Origin of the sequence: Achromobacter sp. NPDC008082 (genome assembly GCF_042957345.1) — a bacterium.
GTDB lineage: Bacteria > Pseudomonadota > Gammaproteobacteria > Burkholderiales > Burkholderiaceae_B > Achromobacter > Achromobacter kerstersii_A.
This window is the reverse complement of record NZ_JBIBIB010000004.1, coordinates 194,017-216,403: the sequence shown is the minus strand read 5'-3', so window position 1 is coordinate 216,403 and position 22,387 is coordinate 194,017. Positions and strand designations below refer to the sequence as shown.

Genomic DNA, 22,387 nt, shown 5'->3' with positions numbered 1-22,387 from the left:
AATTACGTAAGTAAAACAAATACGCACACGTATTAGAGAAGGAGCCGTTACATGGCTGGCGAGAAAACCGTCGAGACGACAGGCCTGCTGGGCTGGTTGGACCGGCGCTTTCCGGTGACCTCCACCTGGAAAGCCCATCTGTCCGAGTACTACGCACCGAAGAATTTCAACTTCTGGTATTTCTTTGGCTCTCTGGCCTTATTGGTCCTGGTGCTGCAGATCGTGACCGGTATTTTCCTGGTCATGCACTACAAGCCGGACGCCGAACGCGCGTTCCAGTCCGTCGAATACATCATGCGCGAAGTCCCGTGGGGCTGGCTGGTGCGCTATATGCACTCCACCGGCGCGTCGATGTTCTTTGTCGTCGTCTACCTGCACATGTTGCGCGGGCTGCTTTACGGTTCCTACCGCAAGCCGCGCGAACTCGTGTGGATTTTCGGCGTGGCGATTTTCCTCTGTCTGATGGCCGAAGCCTTCTTCGGCTACCTGCTGCCCTGGGGCCAGATGTCGTATTGGGGCGCCCAGGTGATCGTCAACCTGTTCGCGGCCATTCCGTTCATCGGCCCTGAACTGTCGATCTGGATTCGCGGCGACTACGTCGTGTCGGATGCCACGCTGAACCGCTTCTTCGCCTTCCACGTCATCGCGATTCCGCTGGTGCTCGTGGGCCTGGTCGCGGCTCACCTGGTGGCGCTGCACGAAGTGGGCTCGAACAACCCGGACGGCATCGAGATCAAGCAGGGTCCGAAAGACAAGTACGGCCGGCCGAAGGATGGCATTCCGTTCCACCCGTTCTACTCGGTGCATGACCTGATGGGCGTGGCGGGCTTCCTGCTCGTGTTTGCGTTCATCGTGTTCTTCGCCCCTGAAATGGGCGGCTACTTCCTCGAGTTCAACAACTTCATTCCTGCTGACTCGCTGAAGACGCCTCCGCACATCGCGCCGGTCTGGTACTTCACGCCGTTCTACTCGATGCTGCGCGCCACCACCGACGAATTCACGTGGGTATTGGCGGGCGCCTCGGTGCTGGGCGCCATCGCGTTGCTCGTCAAGAGCAACCTGAAGGGCATCCTGCGCGTTGCCATCCCCGGCATCCTGATCGTCGTGGCCGTGCTGCTGCGCGTGATCGACGCCAAGTTCTGGGGCGTGGTGGCCATGGGCGGCACGGTTGTCATCCTGTTCTTCCTGCCCTGGCTGGACCATTCCCCGGTCAAGTCGATCCGCTACCGGCCCACGTGGCACAAGTGGATCTACGGCATCTTCATGGTCAACTTCCTGGTGCTCGGCTACATCGGTACGCAGCCGCCCAGTCCGCCGTTGAACATCACGTCGCAAATTGGCACGCTGCTGTACCTGGCATTCTTTTTCCTGATGCCGGTCTGGAGCCGCCTTGGCACCTTCAAGCAAGTGCCTGAGCGCGTTACGTTCCACGCCCACTGAGCCCCACCAGATAACGGATTAACCATGATCAAGAAGCTGATTGGTGCCGTAGCCTTGATGCTCACGTGCACCACCGCCGCATTCGCCGCCGAGGGCGGGTTCCCGCTGGACAAGGCGCCGTACCGCGTCAACGACATGTCGTCGCTGCAAAACGGCGCCAAGCTGTTCGTCAACTACTGCCTGAACTGTCATAGCGCATCGTCGATGCGCTACAACAAGCTGAAGGACATCGGGCTGACCGACCAGCAAATCAAGGAAAGCCTGCTGTTCACCGGCGAAAAGGTGGGCGACATGATGAATATCGCCATGTCACCCAAGGACGCCAAGAAGTGGTTTGGCACGACGCCCCCGGACTTGTCCGTGATCGCCCGCGCCAAATCGGTCAACGCCGGCCCGTCCGGCGCTGACTACATCTACACCTACCTGCGCACCTTCTACCGCGACACGTCGCGCGCCACCGGCTGGAACAACCTGGTTTTCCCGGCCGTCGGCATGCCTCATGCGCTCTGGGAACGCCAGGGTCCGCGCGAACTGACGACCACCGCGATGCATGAAGTGGAAGCCAAGGATGCCAAGGAAGGCGCACCCAAAACCTGGGAACGCGTCACGACGGTGTACGATGCTCAAGGTTTTTCCACGGTCAAGGCCGAACCGGTAGCTGATTACCACGGCCATGCCACCTTTGATGCCAAATTTAAGGCCGCCAACCCGGCCCAAGTCGCAACATACGACAACGACGTCGCTGATCTGACCGCATTCATGTCCTGGATGGCCGAGCCCGTCCAGACATTGCGCGTCCGCATCGGCGTCGGCGTCATGTTGTTCCTGCTGTTGTTCTTCCTCGTCACGTGGCGCTTGAACGCCTCGTACTGGAAACACGTGCGCTAACCGCAACGCCCCGCCAGGCAATATGACCGTCCCCCGATAAAAAGGGGACGGTAGCGGAGGATAGGGCTGTACGCCTATCCCGTCTGGCAATCGGGGCCAGCGCCTGCTAGATTTAGGCGCTGGCCTTTCGTTTTTCAATAAAGGACTTACACCATGATGGTGCTCTATTCCGGAACCACGTGTCCGTTTTCGCAACGCTGCCGCTTCGTGTTGTTCGAAAAGGGTATGGATTTCGAGATCCGCGACATCGACCTGTACAACAAGCCCGAAGACATCGCGGTGATGAACCCGTACGGTCAAGTGCCCATTCTGGTCGAACGCGACCTGGTTCTGTACGAGTCGAACATCATCAACGAGTACATCGACGAGCGCTTCCCGCACCCGCAGCTGATGCCCGCTGATCCGGTGATGCGCGCCCGTACCCGCCTGTTCCTCTACAACTTCGAGAAAGAACTGTTCGTTCACGTCTCGACGCTGGAAGACCGCAGCGCCAAGCCCGACGAGAAGAAACTGGCCAACGCGCGCCAGAACATTCGCGACCGCCTGGCTCAGCTGGCTCCGATGCTGCTGAAGAACAAGTACATGCTGGGCGAAGAATTCTCGATGCTCGACGTGGCCGTGGCTCCGCTGTTGTGGCGCCTGGATCACTACGGCATTGAACTGCCCAAGAATGCGGCCCCGCTGCAAAAGTACGCCGAACGCATCTTCTCGCGTCCGGCCTACATCGAAGCGCTGACGCCTTCGGAAAAAGTGATGCGTCGTTAAGGCTGTTGCGTGATGGGTGAAACTTCGACCAAACCGTATCTGATCCGCGCGCTGCATGAATGGTGCACTGATAACGGCTACACGCCGTACATCACCGTGCAGGTCGACGAGCACACCATGGTGCCCGTCGCGCATGTGCGTGACGGTCAGATCACTCTGAACGTCGGCACGCTGGCCACCAACCGTCTGGTGCTGGGCAATGAATTCATTGAATTCCAAGCCCGCTTCAGCGGCGTGACCGAGAACGTCTACGTTCCCGTCGGCGCGGTCAGCGCCATCTACGCGCGCGAAACCGGCGCAGGCATGGGCTTCGAAGTGCAGCCCTATGAACCGCCGGCAGCCGGTGCTCAAGGCGTGGCGGATACCGCTGCCGCGCCCGAAGGCTCCGACGCCGACGCCGCGCCTGGCGACGACGGCGGTGATGACGACGAACCCAAGCGTCCGCGTCTGACCATCGTCAAATAGCGTGTTCGACACAAAGACGGCGTGCCTGGCGCGCCGTCTTTGCCATCGCTGTCTTCTGCCGCCTCCTGCCGGCGCAGCGCGTTGTGCTGCCAGATTCCAGCATCGGAATCGTCCGACATTTCACGGCGGTTTCTTACCGGGATGGCAGTAAGCAGCGGGCCAGGAACACACGCATCCGCGGCGCCACGCAGCCCCGCCGATTTTTCATTACAATGCAGTCCCTGCGCGTGCCCCTGGGCACGCCGTGCCGGTGTAGCTCAGTTGGTAGAGCAGCTCACTTGTAATGAGAAGGTCGAGGGTTCGATTCCTTTCACCGGCACCACTACCCCTATTGCAATAGCGTCATAGGCGGTAGTACGCGAAGCCCGCTGGCGATACGTCACGACGCCTGGCTCCGCGCTTCATGAAGCATCCATTTCGCAAATGCCTGTAGCGGCGCCGCACTCAACTCGAGCGGCTCAGGAAGAACCAGGCAGAAGGTCTTGGTAATTGCTTTGCCGTCCGCCCAAGGTGCGAACAGACGGCCTTGTTCCAGCTCAGCCCCGATGTAAAGACGCGGCACCAACGCGACCCCCAGGCCGGCTACCGCCGCCGCTATCAGCATGGAATGCAGATCGTAGCGCGCACCTACCGCCGAATTGGTCAGTACGATGCCGGCCTCTTTTGCATAAAGCTGCCACGCGTCCGGGTTCTGCCGCCGGTGAAGGCGTGGCAGGTGGTCGAGCGACACGTTCGCACCGGCCTCCGCCAGGAGCGCCGGGCTACAGACGGGCACAAGCACCTCTTCCAGCAGGGGATGCAAATGCATACCCGCCCATGCCGGATGCTCAAAATGAATGGCTGCGTCGAATCCGCTGCCAGCAAGAATGAAGGGCTCCATACGCTCGGCGATATGCACGGTAATGTTCGGATGCGCATTCTGAAAGCGCTTCAGCCGGGGAATCAGCCAACGGGTGGCGAAGGTCGGAATGGCGGCAATATCAATGCTGCCCCCCTCAATGGGCTGCCCCATCAGATAGAGGCTATCCCGTTCCAGCCGATCCAGAATCTCACGCACCTGCACCGCGTATCGCTTGCCGTTGGGCGCAAGCCTTACCCGATTTCCCACGCGCTCGAACAGCGCGACATTCAAAAATGCCTCAAGGCGTCCGATCTGACGGCTGACCGCGCCCTCCGTCAGCGCCAATTCGTTGGCCGCGCGCGCAAAGCTGCCATGTCGAGCCGCTGCCTCAAAAGCAAGGAGCGCGGAATTGCTCGGGATCTTACGTCGCATGAATGTTTCACCAACGGGGATGGGTTCGATATCAGCTTGATTAAATATCACTGAAGGCTGACTTTATATCGCTATATAGGCCGGAATTGTCCACTTAGCATTACGTTACCGCAATGAAAACGGGATGGCTGCCGCAAGCGCCTCGCCCGTCTCGAAGGACAATCTGATGATCTACATCGTGGAATGCAGCTTCGCCGATCCCAGCAGCGAAGCCGAATGGAACGCCTTCTATAGCCTTGAAAAGCTGCCCGCCCTTATCTCGGTTACCGGCTTTCATACCTCGCAGCGCTTCAAGGCGTTAAGCGACGGTTGCCCGCGCTACCTGGCCGTCCACACCATCGACGGTCTCGATGTGCTGACGGGCGAGGAATATCGCCAGAATGGCGGCGGCAATTTCGCAAGGTGGCAGCAATACATCACCGACTGGCACCGAAATCTGTACAGCGATATCGGCCTTGCGCCGGCGGTCAGCGCATCCGAGCTTCTCGTGCTTTGTGCAAGCGGCCCCGACCCTCTGATCCAGATGGGCCTCACGCCCGTAGCGATGCAAGCTGCAGCGCTGGACCAGTCCCCGGAACGCCGTTGGCTTGCAAAACTGCCTCGACAAACAGCTCAGCTTGCCGAGAGGCTGCCCGACGGCGTCCACCTCTATTCGCCGATGACAGAGCAACTGACAAGCGCCCGCAGCGCTTGAAACGCTTGAAGCGAACAAAGTCTTCCGGAGATAGCGATGTCCGCCACTACCTTTCCAACTCAGCAAGCTGGAGATTTCACGATCACCGCCATTAGCGACGGCTACCTCACCGCCAGCCTGGACTTTCTCTCGAATATCGACCCATCCCTCGCCGCCAGAATGCAAAGCGAAGCCGGGCAGCAGGAGCCTGCCGCCGTGCATATCAACTGCTACGTGGTACGCGGAGCGGGCCGTACCATTCTTATCGATGCAGGAGCCGGAGGGATCAAGCAATGGGGCGGCCGCCTGATAAGGAATTTATCGCTCGCTGGCGTCGAACCCGGCGACATCGACACCATTCTGCTCACCCATGCCCATCCCGACCATGTCGGCGGGCTGGTGGACGCCGCCGGGCACATCGTCTTTCCGAATGCAGAACTGGTTGTTCATCAGCGGGAGCTTGCATTCTGGCAGGACGACGGCAACTTAAGCCGTGCCAGCGAGCGCGCCCGGGGCAACTTCCTGACCGCACGCCAGGTCTTCAGCGGCTACCGCAACACGCTTCGCACGTTCGCTGAAGGGGAGGTGCTTCCCGGTATCAAAGCGATGCCATTGCCGGGACACACGGATGGACACTCCGGCTATCTTTTCGAATCCGCCGAGCAGAGCGTGCTTGTCTGGGGAGACATTGTGCATTTCCCTCATATCCAGATTCAACGGCCGGACGTCTCGATTGCATTTGACCAAGACGCGTCCCAGGCAGCCGCCACGCGATCACGGCTTCTAGATATGGTCAGCTCGGAAGGACTATTGATCGCCGGCATGCATCTGGGCGAACTCGGCTTCGCGCGAATCAAGCGAACGGGCAGCGGCTACGGTCTGCTTTACGAGGCCTGAGCTTGGGGCGCCGAGGCGAGGCAGCCTTGTCGGATACCCCGCTGGAAGGCCTGTGCGCGCTGTTCAGGCAGCCCGTCGATGCGTCAGGCCCACAATCACCCCAGCGCCGGCAGCATGTTGAACAACAGCACCATCACCAAGCCCACCACCGACACGATCGATTGCACAACCGATATCGTTTTCGTGGCTTCGCCCATCGTCATGCCGAAGGACTCTTTCACCATCCAGAAGCCGGCGTGATTCGCGTAGTTGAAGAACAGCGATCCGCAGCCGATCGACAGCGCGAGCAGCGGCAGGTTCAGGCTGGGGTCGGCACCTGCCAGCGGCGCGAGCAGGCCCGCTGCGCCAACGATGCCGACGGTGGCCGAGCCGGTGGACACCGACAGCAGCATGGCGATCAGCCAGCCCAGGATCAGCGGCGGGAAGGCGAATTGGTGCGTCAGGTGCACGATGGCGTCGCCGACCTTGGCGCTGGTCAGCACCTGCTGGAACGCGCCTCCGCCAGCAATGATCAGCATGATGCCGGCGATAGGCTTCAGGCTTTGGCCCAGCGCCTCGCGCAGCTTTTCGGCATCGCCTTGGCGCATGAAGACGAGCGTCACGGCCGCGAACAGCACGCCCAGCAGCATGGCGACGATCGGGTTGCCCAGGAACGCGGCCACGTGCAGCGTGCTGGACCCCTTGGGCAGCAGCATCTCGGCCACCGCATGCACCAGCATCAATAAGGCCGGCAGCAACGCCGCCAGCACGCCCAGGCCGACGCTGGGCGCGGCGTGGCCGCCTGCGGCTTCCTTGGTGGCGGTGAACTGATCGAGTAGCGCCGCGTCGGGGCGAGTCGTCATGCGCGGCGCGATGAAGGCGCCATACAGCGGCCCGCCGAAAATCATGGCGGGCAGGGCGGCGATGAAGCCGTAGATCATCGTCGGGCCGACCGTTGTCTTCAAGGTGGCAATGGCGGTCAGCGGGCCCGGATGCGGCGGCACCATGCCGTGCATGGCCGCCAGCGCCGAAATCACGGGCACGCCCACATACACATAGGCCGACCCCTTGAAGCGCTGCTGGCTTTCCAGCTTGCGCGCCACGCTGAAGATCAGCGGCAGCATCACCACCAGTCCCACTTCAAAGAACATCGGGATGCCGATGACGAAAGCCACCAGCGTCATGGCCCACGGAATCATGCGGGTAGAGGTGCGCTGCAGGATGGCGTTGGCCAGGCGTTCGGTGGTGCCGGAATCCGCCAGGATCTTGCCCAGCATCGCGCCCAGCGCAATGACTACCCCTACCGCGCCCAGGGTTTTACCCGCGCCATCGGTCAGGTTCTTGACGATGGCCACAGGCTCCATGCCTGTGGCGAAACCGACGCCGATCGAAACGATCAACAGCGCCAGCAGCGGGTGCATGCGGATGCGCGAGACGATAAGTGCGACCAGCACCAGGACGCTCACCAAGGCGGTGAGCAGCAATTGAATGTCGAACGAAGACATGGATGAACCCAGAAAAGACGAAAGAGGCCGCGAACCTTCTGGGTGCCATGATAAGGGATGCAGCCTGTCGCCAACCTGCATCCCGCTCGTGGGGCGCTGCCGCCGTTGGCGACGGCTATCGTCCCAAAATCCGTATCAATCCGGCTTGATCCCCGCCGCCTTGATGATCGCCACATTGCGTTCCAGCTCCGTTTCCACCTTGCGGCGGAACGCGGCCGGCTCCTGATAGGTGGCGTCAAAGCCCAGATCTTGCAGCTTGGCGCGGGTATCCGGTTCGGCCATGACCGCCTGGATCTCCTTGGACAAGCGGCTCACGATGGGGGCCGGCGTGCCATGCGGCAGGACGACGCCGAACCAGGTTTCGAAGTCGTAGCCGGTGACGCCGCTTTCGGCGACGGTGGGCACGTCAGGCACCAGCGGCGAACGGGCGTTGCCCGTCAGTGCGACGGCGCGGGCCTTGCCCGCCTTGATTTGCGGCAGGCCTGCCACCAGCGTGTCGATAGATAGCGGAATCTGATTGCCGATCAGGTCCGTCATGGCCGGCGCGCTGCCGCGATAGGGCACGTGCAGCAGCTTGGCGCCCGTGCGCTGCGCCAGCGACTCGCCCGCGATGTGCGGCGTGGAGCCATTGCCGAACGAGCCAAAGCTAAGCGGCTGCGCGGCTGACTTGCTGGTGATGTCGGCCACGGTGCCGATGCCGGTCTGCGGATTCGTCAGGATCACGAACGGCGTGCTGCCCGCGATGGCGACGTATTCGTAGCTCTTGATCGGGTCGTAGTTCAGGTTCGAATACAGCAGCGGATTCAACGTGAACGTGGGCGCGCCGGTGATCATGAACGTGTAGCCGTCAGGCGCGGCGCGCGCCACGGCAACCGCACCGATGCTGGTGTTGGCGCCGGGCTTGTTCTCGACCACGACGGTCTGGCCCAGCCGCGCGCCCAGCTTGGCGGCAAAGAGGCGGCCGATGACGTCGGTGGAGCCTCCCGGCGGGAACGGCACGACCATGGTGATCGGTTTTGCCGGATAGTTCTGCGCCGACGCCATCAGCGGCGCGGCGGCCAGGACGCACAGCGCAAGCGTGCGTAGGACTTTCTGGTTCATGGATTTCCCCTTGTGTTGTAGGTGTGAAGGTCAGTTGGGCAATGCGGGCGCACGGCGCCAGTGTTGCGTGGCTTGTTCGAACGCGTGCGCCAGTTGCAGCAGGGCATGCTCCTGCCGATACCGGCCAACGATCTGGATGCCCACGGGCAACCCCTCGTCGGTAAAGCCACAGGGCACGGAGATGGCCGGATGCCCCGTCAACGACAGGTAGTAGCCCGAGCGCATCCAATCGATGTAGTTGTGCATCGGCGTGTCTTCGATGCGGCTCACGCTTTCGTGTTCGACCGGAAACGGCAGCACCTGGCTGACCGGACCGATCAGGAATTCGTGCGTCTGCATGAAGGCGTGCATGCGCGCAAACAGCGCGGCGCGGTCGCGCTCGGCCTGGATGATGGCTGCGGGCGATTGCTGCAAGCCCAATTCGATATTCCAGATGACCGTGTCTTTCAACAGATGCCGGTGCTCGCGCAGCACGGCTTCGTAGCCCACCGCGAAGGTCTGGCCGCGCAAGGCCTGAAACGAAGCGTCCGCGCCAGTGAAGTCGGGGCAGGCGGGCTCCACGTGCGCGCCTAACCCGGCGAAGACGGGCAACTGGCGGTCCAGCACCTGCGTCACCGCGCGTTCGACCGGCAGGCCGCCCCACGTCGGCGCGTAGGCAATGCGCACGCCCTTGAAATCACGGGCCAGGCTGTCCAGAAAGCGCGCGGGATCTTGGTCGATGGCCAGCGGGTCGCGCGCGTCGTTGCCTGCGGTGGCGGCCAGCAGCAGCGCCACATCGGCCACCGTGCGCGCCATCGGGCCAGCCACCGTCAGCGCGTTGTACGGGCTGGCCGTGGGCCATTGCGGCACGCGGCCGGGCGATGGGCGCAGGCCCACCACGTTGCAGAATGACGCGGGGTTGCGCAGCGAGCCGCCCATGTCCGTGCCGTCGGCTAGCGGCGTCATGCGTGCGGCCAGCGCGGCGGCCGCGCCGCCACTGCTTCCGCCCGCGGTCAGGCGCAAGTCGTAGGGGTTGCGGGTGGCGCCGAAGACCGTATTGAAGGTCTGCGAGCCCGCGCCGAACTCGGGCAGGTTGGTCTTGCCCAGCGTGATGGCGCCGGCCGCGCGTTCGCGGCTGACGATGAGGCTGTCGCGCTCAGGCACGAAATCGCGATACAGCGGCGAGCCATAAGTCGTGCGCATGCCGGCCGTCAGGAACGAATCCTTGTGCACGATGGGCAAGCCATGCAGCAAGCCCAGCGGGTGGCCGGCGGCCTGACGTTCGTCGGCTTGCGCGGCGCGGGCCAGCGCGCCTTCGGCGTCCAGCGTCACAATCGCGTTCACACTGGGGTTGCAGGCGTCGATGCGCGCCAGATGGGCGGCGGTGACGTCGCGGGCGCTGACGTGGCCGGCGGCGATCTCGGCGCGCAGCGCCACGGCGGTCATCTCGCAAAGGGAAGAGGTAGCAGTCATGTGCAGCTTGGTTGTATTGCTATGCGATACAAAGTATTGAATAATCAACTTTATAGTGCGGTTTCGGCGCGCGAACAATTCGGGGAAACTAGCCCCGCGCCTTGCTACCACCCGCGCCACCCCGCCATTTCCCATGTGCAAGACATCGGCCAAACGCTCATGACCCCTCGCCAAAATCCGGTTGCCGACACCCCCACGCCCGATGCCGACGACCCGCTGTTCGTCGCGTCTCTGGAAAAAGGCATGCGCGTGCTGGACGCTTTTCGTGACGCTTCGGACTCATTGGGGCTAACCGACATCGCCACCCTGACCGGCCTGGGCAAAAGCGCGGCGCAGCGCTTTGCGCATACGTGGGAACGCTTGGGCTACCTGGTCAAGGACGCGGCCACGCGCCGCTACCGCCTGGGGCCGCGCGTGGTGGAGCTGGGCTATTACTTCCTGCGCAGCGACCGCCTGGTGTCCATGGCCGCCCCGCATCTGGTGGCGCTGCGTGATCGCTGCGGCCTGGCTGTGCACATGAGCGTGCTGGCGGGCGATGACATGATCTATCTGCTGCGCCTGCCCAGCCGGCAGCTGACGCTGGCCGAAATGCTGCCGGGCCGCCGCATGCCGGCCTGGTGCAACAGCGGCGGGCGCATGCTGCTGACGCAGTGTGACGACAGCGCCATCAGCAAGGCGCTACAGCGCTCGCCCCCGCGCGCGTTCACACCGCGCACCGTGGTCGAGCCCGGCGCCTTGCTGGCGCTGATCCGGCAAGCGCGCGACGACGGCTATGCATTGACCGAAGATCAAGTGCTGCAAAACCAGGTCGGCGCGGCCGTGTTGCTACGCGATGCGCGCGACGCGCCGCTGGCGGCAATCAGTGTCAGCGCGCCCCGCCACGACTATCCCCACGACCGTTTGCTGCGCGATATCGTGCCGCAACTGTTCCGCACGGCCCAGGCGATTCAGCACGCCTGACAAAAAATTTTCGGCCCGCTTTGCATTCTTTCGATTTTTTGTGCATAATTCGGCCCCTCTACCTGTTCCCCGATAGCTCAGTCGGTAGAGCGACGGACTGTTAATCCGCAGGTCGCTGGTTCGAGCCCAGCTCGGGGAGCCAAGAATTCAGCAATGCAAGCTGCATCCGCATTGCTCGCAGTACCCCTAAAAAAGCCCGCAACTTTGGTTGCGGGCTTTTTGCATTGGGCTTTTCGCATTGGACTTTGACCCCACGCCTTTCGATCAGCGTAGGATGACGCGCATCCCGTCCTGATGCTGCACTGCTGACTCCATGCGTTCCACGCGATCCCTGCCTGCCCTGGTTTCCCTGCGCGCGTTCGAAGCGGCCGCGCGCCGCTTGAGCTTTTCGCTGGCCGCGCAGGAACTCTTCGTCACGCAAAGCGCCATCAGCCATCACATCCAGCGGCTGGAACGGGAATTGGGACTGGCGCTTTTTGAACGGCGCACGCGCGCCGTCGCGTTGACCCCCGTCGGACAGAAGTACTACGACCACGTGCATGCCGCGTTCGAATTACTGCGGCAAGGCACCGACGCGATCCGCGCACCCGCTGTGGCGCGCACGACGCTCACGGTAGGGCTGCTGGCCTCGTTCGCCACCCGCTGGCTTGCGCCGCGCTTGCCGGCCTTCGCCGCCGCGCATCCCGATATCGACCTGCAACTGCAACCCGACATCAGCCTGGCCGACGTGGCGGGCGGCGATGTGGACGTCGCTATCCGTTATGGGCGCGGCGTGTGGCCTGGCGTGAAATCGCGGCTGTTGATGACCGAGCGGCTGTCTGTGGTCTGCGCACCCAGCCTGGTCGCCGGCCGCAAGCGCCCGCGCACGCCGGACGATCTGCTGCGCCATGCGCTCCTCACCTCGCACGCCAAGCAGCCGTTTGAATGGGACGCGTGGGCGCGGCGCTATGGCATGGACCTGGGCCGCGCGCAGACCGTGCGCCTGCACGACTACAACATCGTCGTCGAAGCCGCGCTGGCGGGCCAGGGCCTGGCGATGGGCCGGCACCGGCTGATCGCCCCGCACCTGGCCAGCGGCGCGCTGGTGCAGGCGCTGCCTGACGCCGTGCTGGAAGACGCCCGCATCGGCTGGTGGTTCGTTGCGCCGCGCGGCGCGCTCACCCCCGCAGCGCAAATGCTGCATGACTGGCTGAAGCAGGCCGCAGCCGAATCCACTGCCGCCGACACGCATTAGTTTTACTCATACGTAAAGTGCAAGAATTGATTGGTCAGACGCGGCCTGCGCCGATAGCATCAACGCTATCTCCAACCATTCAAGGTGCACCGACATGACCCGCTCGATCTCTGGCCGCGTGGCCGAACTGGGCTACGCCCTGGAAGCCGCCTCCGCGCCCGCCGCCAATTACGTTCCGTTTGTTCTGGAAGGCAACCTGCTCTATATCTCGGGACAAATTTCACGCAAAGGCGGCAAGCCCCAGTACCTGGGCCAATTGGGCAACCAGATTTCCGATGCCGATGGCATCGAAGCCGCCAAGCTGTCCGGCCTGGGCATCCTGTCGCAAATTGCCGCCGCTACCGGCGACCGCCTGGACCGCGTGGCGCGCGTGGTGCGCTTGGGCGTGTTCGTGGCCAGCACGCCGGATTTCAACCGTCAAAGCGCCGTCGCCAATGGCGCGTCCGACTTGATGGTGGACGTGTTCGGCGACGCCGGCCGCCACTCGCGCAGCGCGGTGGGTGTGGCCTCGTTGCCGCAAGGCGTGGCGGTGGAAGTTGAAGCCGTGATCGCGCTCACGCCTGCCTGATTGGTCGACAACATCCCTCGCGGGCGCATCTGCGCCCGCAACACGCTCCGAGACCACCATGTCTGCCCCTCTGACTTCCAACGCCCGGCTGGCCCTGCGCGCACGCACGCCCGGTGCGCAACACTGCGTCCACTTCAACCACGCCGGTTCGTCGCTGCCGTCTGCCGCTACCGTGGACGCCATTCACGCCCACCTGCTGCGCGAAGCCACAGAAGGGCCGATGGAGGCCGGAGTGCGTTCACGCGCGCTGACCGAAAACGCGCGCACGCTGGGCGCGCGCTTGCTCAACGCGCAGCCTGAAGAGATTGCGCTGACCACCGGCAATTCCCATGGCTGGGGCGCGGCCTTCGCGGCGTTGCCGCGCTGGCAGCCCGGTGACCGCATTCTGGTCGGCCGCCACGAATGGGGCGGCAATCTGGCCACGATGCGGCTTCACGCCGAGCGCGCCGGCGCGGTGCTGGAGACGATACCGTCGGATGCGAGCGGCTGCGTGGACGCCGATGCGCTTGCCGCCATGGTGGACGAGCGCGTGCGCCTCATTGTGCTGACGTGGCTGCCTGCCAATGGCGGCCTGATCAACCCGGCCGCCGCCATCGGAAGCGTGGCGCGCCAACATGGCATTCCGTACTTCGTCGACGCCGCCCAAGCGATTGGCCAACTGCCCATCGATGTGGAACACATTGGTTGCGACGTGTTGACCGGCCCCGGGCGCAAAGCCTTGCGCGGCCCGCGCGGCACTGGCCTCTTGTATGTGCGCCGCGCGTTCCTGGACCCGCTCACGCCCGCCTTCGTCGACACTCACTCCGCCCCCTTGAACGCAGACGGCCAACCCGTGCTGCGCGCCGATGCCGCGCGCCTGGAAGGCGCCGAGAGCGCACTAGCCTTGCGTTGCGGCCTGGCCAACGCCTTGCAGGAAGCGCTGGACCTGGGCTTGGACACCATCCGCGCCACCATCGACGCCACCGCCCGCACGCTGCGCGCAGAGCTGGCCGCCATCGCCGGCATCACCGTGCTGGATCAGGGCCGCGAGCAATCGGGGCTGGTGGCCTTCAACCTGGCGGGCCAGAACGCGGCCGACGTGCAGCGCGCGTTGGCCGCGCAAGGCATCACCATCGGCAGCAATGGCGTGCCCTACACGCCGCTGGACATGCAGGCGCGCGGCCTGACGCAGATTGCGCGAGCGTCCGTCAGCTACCTGACCAGCGACGACGAAATCAGCCAGCTGCTGGATGGCTTGCGCAAGCTGGCGCGATAAGCCTGACGTCACCGCGCGACGCACGGCCGGCGCAAAAACGGCGACCACTTCGTGAAGACGAGCAGGTTGCCCACCATCACCAGCGCCAACCCCGCGAGCGCCGCCGGTGTCCATTGATAGCCTTCGGCCACCGTCGACACGCTTAGCGCCACCACCGGAAACAGCACCGTGCAATAGGCGGCGCGTGCCGGACCCATCCTGCCGACCAGGGTCAGATACGCCGTAAAGCCAATCACCGACCCCGGAATCGCCAGGTAAAGCAGGGCGCCGACATACTGCGAGGACCGGTCAAACTGAAACGGCAGGCCCGCCACCAGGCAGCCCGCCAACAGGATCGCCGCGCCATACAGCATGCTGTACGCGTTGCCCGTCAGCGGGCGTATGCCCGCCCGTTGCTGCAAGGACGACAGCATGTTGCCCGTGGAAAAGCAGAACGTGCCTAGCAGCGCAAACCCCAGGCCCAGCAGCGTTTCGTGGCTGGCCACCTGGCTGGACAGCTCCGGCCAGAACAGCAGCACCAGGCCCGAAAAGCCGAACGCGCCCGCCAGCATCACGCGCGGCGCAATCCGGGTGCCAAACCAGAGCCGGGCGTTCAGCGCGTTCCACAGCGTCGCCGCCGAAAACACCACAGACACCAGCCCGCTGGGAATCCATTGCGTGGCGGTGTAGAAGCACAGGAAGTTCAAACAGAACAGGCACAGCCCCTGGCCCACACAGAGCCAGTGTCCGCGCCGGTCCAGCTTCTGCAATTTGCGGGTCAGCAGCAAGGCGGCGAACAGCACCAGGCCCGCCAGCGCGAAGCGATAGAAAATGGACACCGGAATGGCCACCACGCCAAGCTGCAACTTGATGGCGATCCAGGTGGTGCCCCAGATGACGACGGTCAGGAAATACAGAAAGAGATTCACGATGCAATGGCCAAGAAAAAGGGGACGCCAGGCCGACCCGTCAAACCCGAATCGCCTGGCCGCGAGTGTGCGCCCGAGCACTCATCCGCGATTGCCGATTCTTGCGGTTATTGCGTCCGCGCCCGCGCGGCCCGCGCCAGATCGCAGTAGCATTTGATCCCTATGGGTTCCGCTGCCTCGGCCCCGGCCGATTTCTCCGTTTTCCGCACGCTTTCGCGCTCCACCGCCACGCTGGAGCGCGCCGCGCCTTTGGGCGAAGGAATGGCCATCTCGCAATGGGCGCGCAGCGCACACGAGACGCTGGGCTATGACTCGCCCGGCCACCACACGCTGTCGCTCTACCTGCATGGCGGCGACAAATCCTTCCGCGTCGGCCGCGACACGCTGCATGGCGGCGCCGGCAAGTTCTGCGTGCTGCCGGCGGAACATTATTCGCGCTGGTGCATGAACGACACCGTGCATTTTCTGCACCTGTACATCTCGCCCGAACGGCTGGCGCGCGAAGCCGTGATGCGGCTGGACTGCGAACCCCGCACGCTGGAACTGCGCGACCGCACCTATATCCAGGACGACTCGCTGATCGACGTGTGCCGGCAGTTGCTGGGCACCCACTGGGCGCAACCGGCAGACCGGCTGGCCGCCAGCAGCGCCGCCGAAACCGTGCTGCACCACCTGCTGATCCAGGGCGTGACCCGCAAGACCGCGCAGCCCGCGCGCGGCGGCCTGGCGCCGGCCGTGCGCCGCCGCATCATGGACTATGTGGACGCGCACCTGCACGAGGCCCTGACGCTGGACGAGCTGGCCGGGGTGGCCGCCTTATCCACCTATCACTTCGCCCGCATGTTCCACACCTCGTTCGGTGAACCGCCGCACGCGTGGGTGCGCGCACGCCGGCTGGCGCACGCGCGGCGTTTGCTGGCGGCCGGCAAGGGCGACCTGGCCGGCATCGCGCAGGCCAGCGGTTTCGGCAACGCCAGCCACCTGTCGCGCGTGTTCCGCGACGCAGTCGGCGTCACGCCCGGCCAATACCGCAGCGCCCGCCGCCAGCACTGAACCCGGCAGGCGCGGTCTACAATGGCCCACCGCCTCAACGGCCTGACGCCGCGGCCCGACCGCGCTTGCTCCCGACGCGATGCCGTCTTCGATCTCTCGCGATTTTGATCCTCTGGCCGGCCCCGCCGCGCCGCGTCCGTTGCGCGCGCATTGGCTGGCTGAACTCATCCGCCTGCGCGAAACCCATTGGGGTCCGCTGGATGACGCCGACGCCGTACGCCGCGTGCGGCAGCTGGATACCGATCTGCCTTCCCGCATCCTCGCCCGCGCCGGCTTGCTGGCGCAACGCGAACACCTGACCACACTCGTCGACACCTGGAGCCGCAGCGCCAAAGCGATGCTGGCGGCGTTGTTCATGCTTGCGCTGCTGTCGGGCATTGGCGTGGCGCTGGGCGCGCTGGGCGACGGCGCCCGGCCCGTCAATGTGTTGTGGGCGCTGGGCGCGTTGCTCGGCCTGCACGCGCTGACCTTCTTGTTGTGGCTGGCCAGCTTCCTCGTCCGGGCCTCCGCCATGACAGGTCTGGGCCGTCTGTGGCTCTGGGCCACCCGCAAGCTCGCGCGCGGCCCAGACAGCGCGCTGGTGCCGCAAGCCTTCCTGAACCTGCTGGCGCGCGCAGGCGCGTTGCGCTGGCTGTTCGGCGCCATCAGCCATGTGCTGTGGCTGACCGCGCTGTGCGCCGCGCTGGCCGCCTTGCTGGTGGTGCTGTCCACCGCCAGCTACCGCTTCGTCTGGGCCACCACGCTGCTGGCGCCCGACACCTTCGTCTGGCTGACGCAAGCCATCGGCTGGCTGCCCGCGCATCTGGGCTTTCCGATGCCCGACGCCGCCATCATCCTCGCCAGCGACGGCACGCAAACGCTCGCCGCCGATGCGCAGGTGCAATGGTCGCTGTGGCTGATCGGCGTGGTGGTTGTCTACGGCATCCTGCCCCGCCTGCTGGCTGGCGCGCTGTGCGCCGTCGCCACGCTGCGCGCGCTGCGGGCCTTGCGCATCGATCCCTCTTTGGCCGGTTTCGCGCCGCTGCGCGATCGGCTTGAACCGCCCGTGCAGTCCACCGGCATCGACCGCCCTGTGGACCCGCTGCACGAGCCCCGCGTGCAATCGGCGCCGCTGTCGGGCCTGGCGGGCCAGCCTGTGCTGTTGGGGCTGGAACTGCCCCCCGACTTGCCCTGGCCGCCTGCCAACGTGCCTGCGGGCATCCAGGCCGCCGGCAATCTGGACACGCGCGAAGAGCGCAACCGCGTGCTGGATGCGTTGGCCGAGGCCGCGGCCTCGCGCCTGGTCATCGCCTGCGACGCGCGCCAGACGCCTGACCGCGGCACCTTGTCGCTGATCGCCGAACTGTCCGCGCACGCGCAGCACACCCGCGTCTGGCTCATCGCGCCGTCCGGCGCCGCGGCGCAGGCCACACGCGCCGCGTTGTGGCGCGAGCGGCTGCTGGCCCTGGGCCTGGGCGCCGACGCCATCCTGCAAACGCCTGCCGCGCCGCTCGCGTGGCTGGAGTCCGGCCATGGCTGACGAGCTGATCAAGATCGCGCTGGTAGGCCACACCAACACCGGCAAGACCTCGCTCTTGCGCACGTTGACACGCGACACCACGTTTGGCGAAGTGGCCGACAGCCCCGGCACCACGCGCCATGTCGAAGGCGCGCGTTTGCGGCTGGACGGACGCGCCGTGCTCGAATGGTTCGACACGCCGGGCATGGAAGACAGCATCGCGTTGCTGGAATACCTGGAACGGCTTGGCAGCCCCGACGAACGCCTGGACGGCCCCGCGCGCATCCGCCGCTTTCTGGACACGCCTGAGGCGCACGGACGCTTCGAGCAAGAAGCCCGCGTGCTGACCAAGATGCTGGACTGCGACGCCGCGCTGTACGTCATCGATGCGCGCGACCCGGTGCTGGGCAAGCATCGCGACGAGCTCTCGATTCTGGCTGCTTGCGGCCGGCCTTTGCTGCCCGTTCTGAACTTCGTCAACGCGCCCGCGCACCGCGCCGATGAATGGCGTGGCGCAATGGCGCGCTTGGGCCTGCATGCGGTGGTGGAGTTCGACACCGTCGCGCCGCCGCTGGACGGCGAGCAACAGCTGTACGCCAAGCTGGGCGTCTTGCTCGACCGCCATGCCGCCGCGCTGGCAAAGCTGTCCGACAGCCTGTCCGCGCAACGCCGCCAACGCCACGACGCCGCCTACGAACTGCTGGCCGATCTGCTCATCGATGTGGCCGCGCTGCATCTGTCTAGCCCCAGCGACGACGACGCGCTGGCCGCCACGTCGAACCAATTGCGCGACCAGGTGCGCCAGCGCGAACAAGCCTGCGTGAACGCCTTGCTTGCGCTCTACAACTTCCGCCCCGCCGATGTCACCGACGACGCGCTGCCGCTGCAAGGCGAGCGCTGGGGCATGGACCTTTTTCATCCGCAGGCCTTGAAAGACATGGGCGTGCAGGTGGGCATGGGCGCGGCGGCAGGCGCAATGGCGGGCGCGGCCGTGGACCTGTTCAGCGCGGGCTTGAGCCTGGGCACCGGCATGCTGATCGGCGCCGCGGCAGGCGGCTTGTGGCAGGGCGTTGAAAAACTGGGCAAGCGCGTGGCGGGCAAGCTGCGCGGCTGGCGCGAGATCAGTGTGGACGACGCCGTGCTGCGCTTGCTGGCGCTACGCCAGCGGCAACTGATCGGCGCCCTGGAACGCCGCGGCCACGCCGCGCGCGAGCCATTGACACTACGCCTTCCGGATGATGACGCGTGGCGCAAAGGCCCGTTGCCCGACGCACTGAAAGAGGCACGCAGCCGGCCCGAATGGTCAGCGCTGGGCAAGCACTACGAAGATAGCGATCGCCGCAAGCGCATGGTGCGCGACTTGGCGAAAACCCTTGCCAGCGCGCCGCCATCCGCCCCCTGATCCGCCCCGCCGCAAGCCGCGCCAAACGCACCATTCAACGCTGACGGCAAGCGCGGACTAACCCCAATCCAAACCGATTGACGCTTAAACGAATCGCTCTATAAGATTCGATCTGCATCGGCGTGGGTCCGTCCCCGTCATGACAATCACAAGGGGTTGGGTCCATCGTGAAGTCGAAGTCCTCGGCAGTGATTCCCGGCATCGCCCTGAACGGCCCGTGCGCAGTTCGCGCCGCGCGCCGCCCCGTCCAACACCGTCTTTCGTCGTAAGCAGCAACGCCATGCCCCGAGTCCCACAGGGGCCGGGGCCCTATCACTTCTGTCGCGCGACACGCGCACCAACGGAGCACGAGGGCTATGCGTACTTTTCCCCACCTAAAGCAAGCTGCGCTGGCGGCCGCCATTGCCGCATCGCTGGCGTTCAGCGCCGGCGCGGCCGCCAAGACCTTCCACTGGTCCTATCAGGGCGACGCCACATCGATGGACCCGATGGCGCTGAACGAGACCTTCACGCTGGGCTTCCAGGGCAACATCTACGAAACGCTGGCGGGCTACGACGGCAACCTGAAACTGACGCCGCTGCTGGCCGAAAGCTGGGAAAACCCCGAGCCCACCAAATGGGTGTTCAAGCTGCGCAAAGACGTGAAGTTCCATGACGGTTCGCCCTTCACCGCGGACGACGTCATCTTCTCGTGGAAGCGCAGCCTGACCCCGGGCTCCGACATGAAGGGCTACGGCGCCAAGGCCTCCGACATCAAGAAGGTGGACGACTACACCATCGAAGTCACCACCCCCACGCCCAACCCGATCCTGCCGCGCGAATGGGTGTTCCTGTACATCATGAGCAAGACGTGGGCCGAGAAGAACAAGACGACTGAAGCCACCAACGTCAAAGGCGACAACCAGGGCAACTACGCCAACCTGAACGCCAACGGCACCGGCCCCTTCATGCTGGTCTCGCGCCAGCCCGATGTGAAGACGGTGCTCAAGCGTTATGACGGCTACTGGAACAAGAACATCAAGACCAATGTGGACGAGGTCATCTTCCAGCCGATCACGCAGGAAGCCACGCGCGTGGCCGCGCTGATCTCTGGCGAAATGGACCTGGTGCAGCCGGTGCCTGTGCAAGACTGGAAGCGCCTGGAAGACGCCAAGGGCGTGAAGCCGCTGACGGCGCCCGAAGCGCGCGCCATCTTCATCGGCATGGACCAGGACCGCGACGAACTGCTGTTCTCGGACGTGAAGGGCAAGAACCCCTTCAAGGACCCGAAGGTGCGCGAAGCCGTCGTGCTGGCAGTCGACACCAAGGCCATCAACGAGAAAATCATGCGCGGTGCGGCCAAGCCCTTGGGCTCGCTGGTGGCCACCGCCATCAACGGCTACGCCGATTCCTACGGCGCCCCGTACAAGCCTGATCCCGAACGCGCCAAGAAGCTGCTGGCCGAAGCGGGCTACCCGAAGGGCTTCACCGTCACCATGGACTGCCCGAACGACCGCTACGTCAACGACGAAAAGGTCTGCCAGGCGGTAGCCGGCATGCTGGCGCGCGTGGGCATCAAGATCAACCTGCTGGCGCAGACCAAGTCCAAGTACTTCGGCAAGATCCTGCTGCAAGCCGGTAACCAGACCAGCATGTACATGCTGGGCTGGACGCCCAGCTCCACCGATGCGCACAACGCGCTGCTGAACCTGGCGGCGTGCCGGGATGCGAAGACGGCGGCTGGCCAGTTCAACCTGGGCGGCTACTGCAACAAGAAGGTCGACGACCTGACGAATAAGATCGGCGTCGAAACCGACCAGACCAAGCGCAACGCCATGATCAAGGAAGCCTTTGAAATTGTGCGCAGCGACTTCGGTTACCTGCCGCTGCACCAGCAGCCCATGTCGTGGGGCGTGAAAGACAACATCAAGGTCATCCAACGCGCCGACGACGTGCTCGACCTGCGCGATGTGGTGTTGCCGTAAACCTGCCGTAAACCTTTGACGTTGTATGCCCCGGATGGCGCAAGCCGTCCGGGCGCACCTGGCCCAGCTTCGCTTTCAAGCGTTCTACGCAAACGCGGCCCGGCGTTATCTGCAAACGAGGGCACCCGATAATGCTTTCCTTTATTGCGCAACGGCTTATCCAGTCGGTGCTGGTGATGTTGACGGTGGCGCTGATCGCGTTCTCCATGTTCCGCTATGTGGGCGACCCAATCGCCAGCATGGTCGGCCAGGACACCACGCCTGAACAACGCGCGCAGCTGCGCGAACAACTCGGCCTGGACGACCCCTTCGTGGTGCAGTTCGCGCGCTTTGTCGGCAACGCCGCGAAAGGCGATTTCGGTATCTCTTACCGTCAGCGCCGGCCCGTGAGCGAATTGCTTGAAGAACGCATGCCCGCCACGCTGGAATTGTCTTTCGTGTCCGCCGTGATGGCGCTGGCGCTGGGCATTCCCATGGGCATCTACACCGCGCTCAAACGCCACGGCATTCTGTCCAAGACCTTCATGGCGGTGTCGCTTGCCGGCATCTCGCTGCCCACGTTCCTGATCGGCATCCTGCTCATTCTTGTGTTCGGCGTGCAGCTGCGATGGCTGCCCAGCTTCGGACGCGGCGATGTTGTCAGCCTGGGCTGGTGGACCACCGGCTTTCTGACCAAATCAGGATGGCTGGCGCTGATCATGCCGGCCATCACGCTGGCGTTGTTTCAGATGACCTTGATCATGCGGCTGGTGCGCGCCGAGATGCTGGAAGTGCTGCGCGCCGACTTCATCAAGTTCGCACGCGCGCGCGGCCTGCCGGAACGGCTCATCAATTTCCGCCACGCGTTAAAGAACACAATGGTGCCCGTCATTACCATCACGGGCTTGCAACTGGGTTCGATCATCGCGTTCGCCATCATCACCGAAACGGTGTTCCAGTGGCCGGGCATGGGCTTGTTGTTCATCCAGGCCATCAGCATGGTCGACATCCCGGTGATGGCGGCTTATCTGGTGCTGATCGCCTTCATGTTCGTGGTCATCAACCTGGTCGTCGATCTGCTGTACTTCGCCGTGGACCCGCGTCTGCGCGTGCAGAGCAAATAAGGGA

20 protein-coding genes and 2 tRNA genes are annotated in these 22,387 nt (G+C 64.4%); 17 read left to right on the top strand and 5 right to left on the bottom strand.

Annotation, left to right across the window (positions count from 1 at the left end):
- Positions 1 to 51 precede the first annotated feature (51 nt).
- The 5 genes from ACFZAI_RS17215 to ACFZAI_RS17195 all read left to right on the top strand — a co-directional run bounded on the left by ACFZAI_RS17215 (position 52) and on the right by ACFZAI_RS17195 (position 3,880).
- Positions 52 to 1,440: a cytochrome bc complex cytochrome b subunit gene (locus tag ACFZAI_RS17215; protein ID WP_006224519.1), complete on the top strand. Its 1,389-nt coding sequence runs from the start codon at positions 52 to 54 to the stop codon at positions 1,438 to 1,440.
- Positions 1,441 to 1,464: 24 nt separating this feature from the next.
- Complete coding sequence (locus ACFZAI_RS17210) at positions 1,465 to 2,328, top strand: cytochrome c1 (RefSeq protein WP_391568054.1); 864 nt, start codon at positions 1,465 to 1,467, stop codon at positions 2,326 to 2,328.
- A gap of 153 nt (positions 2,329 to 2,481) precedes the next feature.
- The gene (locus ACFZAI_RS17205; RefSeq protein ID WP_006216817.1) at positions 2,482 to 3,093 is read left to right on the top strand and encodes a glutathione S-transferase N-terminal domain-containing protein; all 612 of its coding nucleotides are present in this window, start codon (positions 2,482 to 2,484) and stop codon (positions 3,091 to 3,093) included.
- Between the two features lie 12 nt (positions 3,094 to 3,105).
- Positions 3,106 to 3,558: a ClpXP protease specificity-enhancing factor gene (locus ACFZAI_RS17200; protein WP_054421031.1), complete on the top strand. Its 453-nt coding sequence runs from the start codon at positions 3,106 to 3,108 to the stop codon at positions 3,556 to 3,558.
- A gap of 246 nt (positions 3,559 to 3,804) precedes the next feature.
- Positions 3,805 to 3,880, top strand: a tRNA-Thr gene (locus ACFZAI_RS17195).
- 57 nt (positions 3,881 to 3,937) lie between these two features.
- Here ACFZAI_RS17195 and ACFZAI_RS17190 read toward each other — a convergent pair.
- Entirely contained in the window at positions 3,938 to 4,831 is an 894-nt protein-coding gene (locus ACFZAI_RS17190; protein WP_391568053.1) for a LysR substrate-binding domain-containing protein, read from the bottom strand.
- Positions 4,832 to 4,997: 166 nt separating this feature from the next.
- Here ACFZAI_RS17190 and ACFZAI_RS17185 point away from each other — a divergent pair, with 166 nt between their 5' ends.
- Together ACFZAI_RS17185 and ACFZAI_RS17180 are read left to right on the top strand one after the other, a co-directional pair.
- The gene (locus ACFZAI_RS17185; protein ID WP_391568052.1) at positions 4,998 to 5,525 is read left to right on the top strand and encodes a sugar ABC transporter; all 528 of its coding nucleotides are present in this window, start codon (positions 4,998 to 5,000) and stop codon (positions 5,523 to 5,525) included.
- Between the two features lie 36 nt (positions 5,526 to 5,561).
- On the top strand, positions 5,562 to 6,401 hold the full coding sequence (locus ACFZAI_RS17180) for an MBL fold metallo-hydrolase (RefSeq protein WP_391568051.1): 840 nt from the start codon (positions 5,562 to 5,564) through the stop codon (positions 6,399 to 6,401).
- Between the two features lie 95 nt (positions 6,402 to 6,496).
- Here ACFZAI_RS17180 and ACFZAI_RS17175 read toward each other — a convergent pair whose 3' ends face one another.
- The 3 genes from ACFZAI_RS17175 to ACFZAI_RS17165 form a co-directional block, all read right to left on the bottom strand.
- Positions 6,497 to 7,885 carry a GntP family permease gene (locus ACFZAI_RS17175; RefSeq protein ID WP_391568049.1) on the bottom strand — a complete coding sequence of 463 codons (1,389 nt, stop codon included), beginning with the start codon at positions 7,883 to 7,885 and terminating at the stop codon, positions 6,497 to 6,499.
- 135 nt (positions 7,886 to 8,020) lie between these two features.
- A complete protein-coding gene (locus tag ACFZAI_RS17170) occupies positions 8,021 to 8,986 on the bottom strand; it encodes a Bug family tripartite tricarboxylate transporter substrate binding protein (RefSeq protein ID WP_391568048.1) in 966 nt (321 codons plus the stop codon).
- 30 nt (positions 8,987 to 9,016) lie between these two features.
- Complete coding sequence (locus ACFZAI_RS17165) at positions 9,017 to 10,438, bottom strand: amidase (RefSeq protein WP_391568047.1); 1,422 nt, start codon at positions 10,436 to 10,438, stop codon at positions 9,017 to 9,019.
- Between the two features lie 159 nt (positions 10,439 to 10,597).
- On the opposite strand from ACFZAI_RS17165, the gene ACFZAI_RS17160 reads away from it, so the two are divergent.
- From ACFZAI_RS17160 to ACFZAI_RS17140, 5 genes are all read left to right on the top strand, one after another.
- The gene (locus ACFZAI_RS17160) at positions 10,598 to 11,398 is read left to right on the top strand and encodes an IclR family transcriptional regulator (RefSeq protein ID WP_391568046.1); all 801 of its coding nucleotides are present in this window, start codon (positions 10,598 to 10,600) and stop codon (positions 11,396 to 11,398) included.
- Between the two features lie 66 nt (positions 11,399 to 11,464).
- A tRNA-Asn gene (locus ACFZAI_RS17155) sits at positions 11,465 to 11,540 on the top strand.
- A gap of 171 nt (positions 11,541 to 11,711) precedes the next feature.
- Positions 11,712 to 12,632: a transcriptional regulator GcvA gene (gene gcvA / locus ACFZAI_RS17150; RefSeq protein ID WP_391568045.1), complete on the top strand. Its 921-nt coding sequence runs from the start codon at positions 11,712 to 11,714 to the stop codon at positions 12,630 to 12,632.
- A 94-nt stretch (positions 12,633 to 12,726) separates the two neighbouring features.
- Positions 12,727 to 13,200, top strand: coding sequence for a RidA family protein (locus ACFZAI_RS17145; protein ID WP_391568044.1), 474 nt, complete (start codon positions 12,727 to 12,729; stop codon positions 13,198 to 13,200).
- Positions 13,201 to 13,258: 58 nt separating this feature from the next.
- Positions 13,259 to 14,455: an aminotransferase class V-fold PLP-dependent enzyme gene (locus ACFZAI_RS17140; RefSeq protein WP_391568043.1), complete on the top strand. Its 1,197-nt coding sequence runs from the start codon at positions 13,259 to 13,261 to the stop codon at positions 14,453 to 14,455.
- Positions 14,456 to 14,463: 8 nt separating this feature from the next.
- Here ACFZAI_RS17140 and ACFZAI_RS17135 read toward each other — a convergent pair whose 3' ends face one another.
- A complete protein-coding gene (locus ACFZAI_RS17135; protein WP_391568041.1) occupies positions 14,464 to 15,363 on the bottom strand; it encodes a DMT family transporter in 900 nt (299 codons plus the stop codon).
- Positions 15,364 to 15,525: 162 nt separating this feature from the next.
- On the opposite strand from ACFZAI_RS17135, the gene ACFZAI_RS17130 reads away from it, so the two are divergent.
- From ACFZAI_RS17130 to ACFZAI_RS17110, 5 genes are all read left to right on the top strand, one after another.
- A complete protein-coding gene (locus ACFZAI_RS17130) occupies positions 15,526 to 16,416 on the top strand; it encodes a helix-turn-helix domain-containing protein (RefSeq protein WP_391568040.1) in 891 nt (296 codons plus the stop codon).
- A gap of 79 nt (positions 16,417 to 16,495) precedes the next feature.
- Complete coding sequence (locus tag ACFZAI_RS17125; RefSeq protein WP_391568038.1) at positions 16,496 to 17,935, top strand: DUF2868 domain-containing protein; 1,440 nt, start codon at positions 16,496 to 16,498, stop codon at positions 17,933 to 17,935.
- Entirely contained in the window at positions 17,928 to 19,316 is a 1,389-nt protein-coding gene (locus tag ACFZAI_RS17120; RefSeq protein ID WP_391568037.1) for a GTPase/DUF3482 domain-containing protein, read from the top strand. Before ACFZAI_RS17125 ends, ACFZAI_RS17120 begins: the two co-directional genes overlap by 8 nt.
- Before the next feature lie 356 nt (positions 19,317 to 19,672).
- The gene (locus ACFZAI_RS17115; RefSeq protein WP_391568036.1) at positions 19,673 to 21,280 is read left to right on the top strand and encodes an ABC transporter substrate-binding protein; all 1,608 of its coding nucleotides are present in this window, start codon (positions 19,673 to 19,675) and stop codon (positions 21,278 to 21,280) included.
- A gap of 131 nt (positions 21,281 to 21,411) precedes the next feature.
- Positions 21,412 to 22,383, top strand: coding sequence for an ABC transporter permease (locus ACFZAI_RS17110; protein ID WP_391568035.1), 972 nt, complete (start codon positions 21,412 to 21,414; stop codon positions 22,381 to 22,383).
- Positions 22,384 to 22,387 lie beyond the last annotated feature (4 nt).

Excerpts from the sequence above, each read along its gene's own strand:
- ACFZAI_RS17170 (WP_391568048.1), bottom strand. The coding sequence starts at position 8,986 with ATGAACCAGAAAGTCCTACGCACGCTTGCGCTGTGCGTCCTGGCCGCC.
- ACFZAI_RS17120 (WP_391568037.1), top strand. The coding sequence starts at position 17,928 with ATGGCTGACGAGCTGATCAAGATCGCGCTGGTAGGCCACACCAACACC.
- ACFZAI_RS17160 (WP_391568046.1), top strand. The coding sequence starts at position 10,598 with ATGACCCCTCGCCAAAATCCGGTTGCCGACACCCCCACGCCCGATGCC.
- gcvA (WP_391568045.1), top strand. The coding sequence starts at position 11,712 with ATGCGTTCCACGCGATCCCTGCCTGCCCTGGTTTCCCTGCGCGCGTTC.
- ACFZAI_RS17190 (WP_391568053.1), bottom strand. The coding sequence starts at position 4,831 with ATGCGACGTAAGATCCCGAGCAATTCCGCGCTCCTTGCTTTTGAGGCA.
- ACFZAI_RS17215 (WP_006224519.1), top strand. The coding sequence starts at position 52 with ATGGCTGGCGAGAAAACCGTCGAGACGACAGGCCTGCTGGGCTGGTTG.
- ACFZAI_RS17110 (WP_391568035.1), top strand. The coding sequence starts at position 21,412 with ATGCTTTCCTTTATTGCGCAACGGCTTATCCAGTCGGTGCTGGTGATG.
- ACFZAI_RS17140 (WP_391568043.1), top strand. The coding sequence starts at position 13,259 with ATGTCTGCCCCTCTGACTTCCAACGCCCGGCTGGCCCTGCGCGCACGC.
- ACFZAI_RS17175 (WP_391568049.1), bottom strand. The coding sequence starts at position 7,885 with ATGTCTTCGTTCGACATTCAATTGCTGCTCACCGCCTTGGTGAGCGTC.
- ACFZAI_RS17165 (WP_391568047.1), bottom strand. The coding sequence starts at position 10,438 with ATGACTGCTACCTCTTCCCTTTGCGAGATGACCGCCGTGGCGCTGCGC.
- ACFZAI_RS17205 (WP_006216817.1), top strand. The coding sequence starts at position 2,482 with ATGATGGTGCTCTATTCCGGAACCACGTGTCCGTTTTCGCAACGCTGC.
- ACFZAI_RS17125 (WP_391568038.1), top strand. The coding sequence starts at position 16,496 with ATGCCGTCTTCGATCTCTCGCGATTTTGATCCTCTGGCCGGCCCCGCC.
- ACFZAI_RS17185 (WP_391568052.1), top strand. The coding sequence starts at position 4,998 with ATGATCTACATCGTGGAATGCAGCTTCGCCGATCCCAGCAGCGAAGCC.
- ACFZAI_RS17145 (WP_391568044.1), top strand. The coding sequence starts at position 12,727 with ATGACCCGCTCGATCTCTGGCCGCGTGGCCGAACTGGGCTACGCCCTG.
- ACFZAI_RS17180 (WP_391568051.1), top strand. The coding sequence starts at position 5,562 with ATGTCCGCCACTACCTTTCCAACTCAGCAAGCTGGAGATTTCACGATC.
- ACFZAI_RS17200 (WP_054421031.1), top strand. The coding sequence starts at position 3,106 with ATGGGTGAAACTTCGACCAAACCGTATCTGATCCGCGCGCTGCATGAA.
- ACFZAI_RS17115 (WP_391568036.1), top strand. The coding sequence starts at position 19,673 with ATGCGTACTTTTCCCCACCTAAAGCAAGCTGCGCTGGCGGCCGCCATT.
- ACFZAI_RS17210 (WP_391568054.1), top strand. The coding sequence starts at position 1,465 with ATGATCAAGAAGCTGATTGGTGCCGTAGCCTTGATGCTCACGTGCACC.
- ACFZAI_RS17130 (WP_391568040.1), top strand. The coding sequence starts at position 15,526 with ATGGGTTCCGCTGCCTCGGCCCCGGCCGATTTCTCCGTTTTCCGCACG.